The 4,497-nt window shown below is 67.4% G+C and carries 3 protein-coding genes and 1 pseudogene; all 4 read right to left on the reverse strand.

What is annotated here, in order from left to right; all coding sequences use genetic code 11:
* Window positions 1-212: 212 nt before the first annotated feature.
* Window positions 213-1,187 carry a DNA/RNA non-specific endonuclease gene (locus tag ACPW96_RS20445; protein ID WP_425885329.1) on the reverse strand — a complete coding sequence of 325 codons (975 nt, stop codon included), beginning with the start codon at window positions 1,185-1,187 and terminating at the stop codon, window positions 213-215.
* Window positions 1,184-1,618: a hypothetical protein gene (locus ACPW96_RS20450; RefSeq protein ID WP_425885331.1), complete on the reverse strand. Its 435-nt coding sequence runs from the start codon at window positions 1,616-1,618 to the stop codon at window positions 1,184-1,186. The genes ACPW96_RS20445 and ACPW96_RS20450 overlap by 4 nt, the downstream gene beginning before the upstream one ends.
* Window positions 1,615-3,687, reverse strand: coding sequence for a hypothetical protein (locus ACPW96_RS20455; protein WP_425885332.1), 2,073 nt, complete (start codon window positions 3,685-3,687; stop codon window positions 1,615-1,617). The genes ACPW96_RS20450 and ACPW96_RS20455 overlap by 4 nt, the downstream gene beginning before the upstream one ends.
* Before the next feature lie 26 nt (window positions 3,688-3,713).
* Window positions 3,714-4,497 (reverse strand): annotated as a pseudogene (locus tag ACPW96_RS20460) (hypothetical protein); the annotation flags it as partial.

Below are 4,497 nucleotides of genomic sequence, written 5' to 3' on the forward strand. Positions count from 1 at the left end.
ACGGAGCCGCCCCCGACTTCATCCCCGCCTGGGCCAACACCCCCGGCGTCCACCCCATCACCGGCGACTACCGGTAACCCAAACCGACGGAGTCATCACCTGCAGACTCCGCCTCGTTGCTCGAGACCCTCTGTGAGACCAGCTGCTCGAGGGGTCGCCGAAGCCAGTCGGCACCCGACGACTGGTGTCACCAGCGATCGGCTGACCGGGGATCAGATGCGAATGTCCGCCAGCGCGAGGATCGGTCGCAGAACCTCGGCGTCGTCGAGCCCGGCCAAGACGTCCGCCGGGACGAGCGGGCCGAGGTCCAGCGATGCGCTGGTCGCGACCCGGCTCACCGAGACCTGGAAGGTCTTGTAGGCGCCCCAGACGAACTCCTGATCGGCCACGACGTCCTCGACGAGCTTCTCCTGGGAGAGGAGATACGCGCTCGAGGCCAACGCGCCGTTGGCCCGGCGGAACGCCACGACCTTCCAGAATTGGAGCGGCACCCTGATGTCGGAGAACTGCGGATCGGTCGTACGGAGCACCGGTGCCGTGAAGACCGTGACCCGCACGTCGCGGCTGTCAGCGTTCTTGAGGATGTAGTTCTCGATCCCTGCCCACACCTGCGGATTGCGGTTGAACCGCTCGTGCTGCGGCGCGCAGTTGGTGAAGTGGAAGGTGTCGCCGTTGGCGAAGCTGGCCACCTCGGAGCCGCCCCAGACCGGGTCGAGGCGGCGTACGAGATGTCCCCGATCGAACGGGTTGTCGGCGTACAGGGCGTTGCCGACCTGAAACTTCTTGTCGATACGAGGATCGAACGACCACGCATCGTTCTCCCGGTCGAACTCGACCGACTGGCCACCGTCGATGTTGACGGCAGTGAGCCGAGCGAAACGCCGGGACTTGCTCATCACCACACTGAAGTGGTGGTACCGGAGTTCGTCGGTCTTCCCGTTCGGCCCGGCGAACTTCACAGTGTCCCTGGCGGCGGCGCCCGTGAGTGATGGCAGCGGCAACGGTGTGCCGTCCAGAAAAACCCGGTCATAGCCCGGCCGGCCGGCGTAGTCCGGGTCGATGCTGGGAGCAGGCGGTGCCGACGCCAGCAGGTCGACCGCGTCCTGGAGTCCGATGCTCACCTTCCCATGGGCATCGGGAGCGGCGATCGCCCGGCGCAGAGCCTCCACATACGCCGGTGTGGTCACGGCGTCCACTCCCCTTCTCGGGTCGGGTCGGTGCCGATCTCGTCGTCCCCGGCAGCTCCCCCGTCAGACGACCGTTCCTCGACGGTTCGCCCAGCGTCCGGGTTACGCGTGTAGGCGAGTTTCGTGCCGTCCTCGTCGGTGAGGTTCAGCCGATCCGCCGAGGCGTCGAGTGAAAACGTCTCGTCACGGTCCGTGGCCGTCGACATCCGGATCGACTTCTCGTCGATCCGGTCGAACACCCCGACGTCGAGCTTGCTCGCGGTGCGGCTGCCCGGCGCCATCTTGCCGTGGTAGATCCCGTCGGCCTCGAACGTGAGCTCGTCGGGGTAGGGGGCATCGTCGCGCTCCTCGCGGAACCAGGTGCCGACGAGGTCTTCATCCCCGGGCGGCTTGGCGGGCTTTCGCTTGGCCGGCTCAGATTTCTCGGTCACAGCGCCGCGACCTCCGTTCGGACCCCATCTGCCACCGTCTGTTCCTTCACCTTGGTTTGGAGAAGGGCCGTCAAACGATCGCAAGCGATCGCCTCCGGGGAGCTCGGCTCGTCATCGGCGGCATCCGCCAGACCGGCGCCGTCTGACTCCGCGGCGACGCGGGGTCGCGCCTCCTTGACGATCGCGGCGGCCCGAGCGATCTCGGCCTGGCTCATCACGGTGGTCTCATCGAGCAGATCCACCGCCTCTTGCAGTCGGGCGGGTCGCTCGAAGAACGGGACCGCGAGACGCTTGGCCTCGATCCACGCGACATGCTCGGTCAGCTGCTGGCAGTCCAGGGCGCGGCGAATCGTGCTCACCCCGTCCTCGAGGTGGTCACCTCCCAGCACGAGCGTGAGCATGGCGTTCGGGACGCTGAGCATCCGATGAGCGGCGACGGCGTGTTCCTTGGTCTCCGGTCCGGTGACGATCACCGATGTCTCGCCGGACATCGTCACCACGCCTCGGTCGGTGCGCCAGCTCACCTCGAGAACGATGCGATGAACCCCGGGGATCGGGAACAGCGCGCCATCGCCCCCACGAAGGAGCGTGACGCCATGGCTGAGCGTCTCCTGCGGCTTGAGCGTGCGGGTCTCGTCGGCATCGACGCACCGCAGGAGCGGCAGGAACGCTCGTCCGACACCGGCTGGATCGATCACGTGACCTCGGACGGCGCCGTCGCCGACGTTGAGCGACGCGGGTCCCTCGACCCGACGTCGGCTGTGGTTGGACAACTGGAACTCGACCCGCACCGGGGCGCCGAGGGGAACCACCTCGAGCAGGGGCTCCACCTGGAGATGAAGGCCCGCCGGAGCCTCTACAGCCGCCTCGTCCGCGATGGGCGCTGACGCGAACGACTGGCCGAACGGGATGCCGCCGGGACGGACCCAGGGATCCGGCAGGTGCCGGAGCCGATGGCGGTCATCGGCGGCAAAGGACCAGAGCGCGTTCTCGGGGAAGGCGGGCTGGGTCGCGCGTTTCGCCAGGACATCCGTCGTGTTCATGACGCCGAAGTCCACGTCGTTGTGCTGCAGCCCCATGGCGTGGCCGATCTCGTGCAGCGCAGTCCGGAAGTACGACGCCGTCGCCTCGCCGAACCGACGCCCGACGAGGGGACCCCAAAACGACTCCTCGGGGATCCATCCCGTCGCAATGCCGATGCCCTCCCGGGGGACGTCGTTCGAGTCCGTGGAAGCGTTGTCGTACATCAGCCCGCGATTCGTTCTGCGGATGCGTCGCACGCACAGGAGGTGATAGCGCCACTCCGAGTCGAGATTTTCGCGCTTCCTCTGCTTCAGCATCGTCTGGTGCAGCTCGGCGTCGGTCCAGAACTCGCCGGACGGCTCCGCGATATTGCTGTTTCCCCGCTCGACAGTGAGATCCCATCCGACGAGGTCGAAGACCGTCTGCCATTTGGTACCTGAGCCGTTGTCGAATGGCCGCTCCAGCTTCGGGACCCGGTCGATCTCGACGATCGCCCGCCGTAGTGACGAGGAGACGCGGGTTGCGCGCAGCCGGCCGACGGGCTCGCCCGACGATGACAGGACGAGGCCCTCGAGGGGCTGCCCGTCCGTGTCGGCGACCGACTGCAGCTTGACGCGACGCAGTCCTATGTCCTCCCAAGCCCCTGATACCCGGTCGAACGCATGGAGCTCGAACTCGAAGTCGATGGCCGGCGAGCCTCCCGAAGCGGGGCGAAAGCTGATGCCCCGGACGTAGAAGCGGTAGTCATCCCGCGGGAAGATCGGGATGCCGGCCGTCGGGTCCGGCTCTCTGGAGCCGGCCGTGCCCGACGCCCGATGAACGTAGAGGTCACCGCTGACGGCGAGCAAGGCATCGGCCGTCGAGACTCGGAGCGTGCCGTCATAGTGCACATCGGTTCCCGCGCCGGGCGGGTCGATCCGATCCAGCCGAATCAGGTAACACCCGGTCAGCGACTCGATCAATCCGGTCGCGTCGGCTGCCAACTCATCGAGGGGCGTGATCGGCGGTGGTGTCGGCAGGAAGGTTCTCGCCAATCCTCGGGCCATGATGTTCTCCCCAGCCTTACGCAGGATCACCGATAGGTTCCGGGCGACAGCGTGACGCCGGGGGTGTTCGCCCAGGACCCGATGAAGTTCGGGGCGCCGCCGTTGGTGATGTCCCAGTTCCCGTCGCCGCGGGCGAATGCCACCGGGATCGTCCCCCAGCCCGGCGTCTGACGCACCAGCGCGATGTCGGTCAGACCGTTCCCGTTGAAGTCACCGGTCACCAGTCGAACCCCCGGGGTGTTCGCCCAGGCACCGATGAAGTTCGGAGCGCCGCCGTTCGTGATGTCCCAGTTCCCGTCGCCGCGCGCGAACGCCACCGGGATCGTCCCCCAGCCCGGCGTCTGACGCACCAGCGCGATGTCGGTCAGACCGTTGCGGTTGAAGTCACCGGTCACCAGTCGAACCCCCGGGGTGTTCGCCCAGGACCCGATGAAGTTCGGGGCGCCGCCGTTGGTGATGTCCCAGTTCCCGTCGCCGCGCGCGAATGCCACCGGGATCGTCCCCCAGCCCGGCGTCTGACGCACCAGCGCGATGTCGGTCAGACCGTTCCCGTTGAAGTCACCGGTCACCAGTCGAACCCCCGGGGTGTTCGCCCAGGCACCGATGAAGTTCGGAGCGCCGCCGTTCGTGATGTCCCAGTTCCCGTCGCCGCGCGCGAACGCCACCGGGATCGTCCCCCAGCCCGGCGTCTGACGCACCAGCGCGATGTCGGTCAGACCGTTCCCGTTGAAATCACCGGTCACCAGTCGAACCCCCGGGGTGTTCGCCCAGGACCCGATGAAGTTCGGGGCGCCGCCGTTGGTGATGTCC

The sequence above is a fragment of the Micromonospora sp. DT81.3 genome (assembly GCF_049847225.1).
GTDB lineage: Bacteria > Actinomycetota > Actinomycetes > Actinomycetales > Microbacteriaceae > Microbacterium.

What these genes read in the sequence shown, in the direction of transcription:
- ACPW96_RS20455 (WP_425885332.1), bottom strand. Translation starts at nt 3,687, where the DNA reads ATGGCCCGAGGATTGGCGAGAACCTTCCTGCCGACACCACCGCCGATC.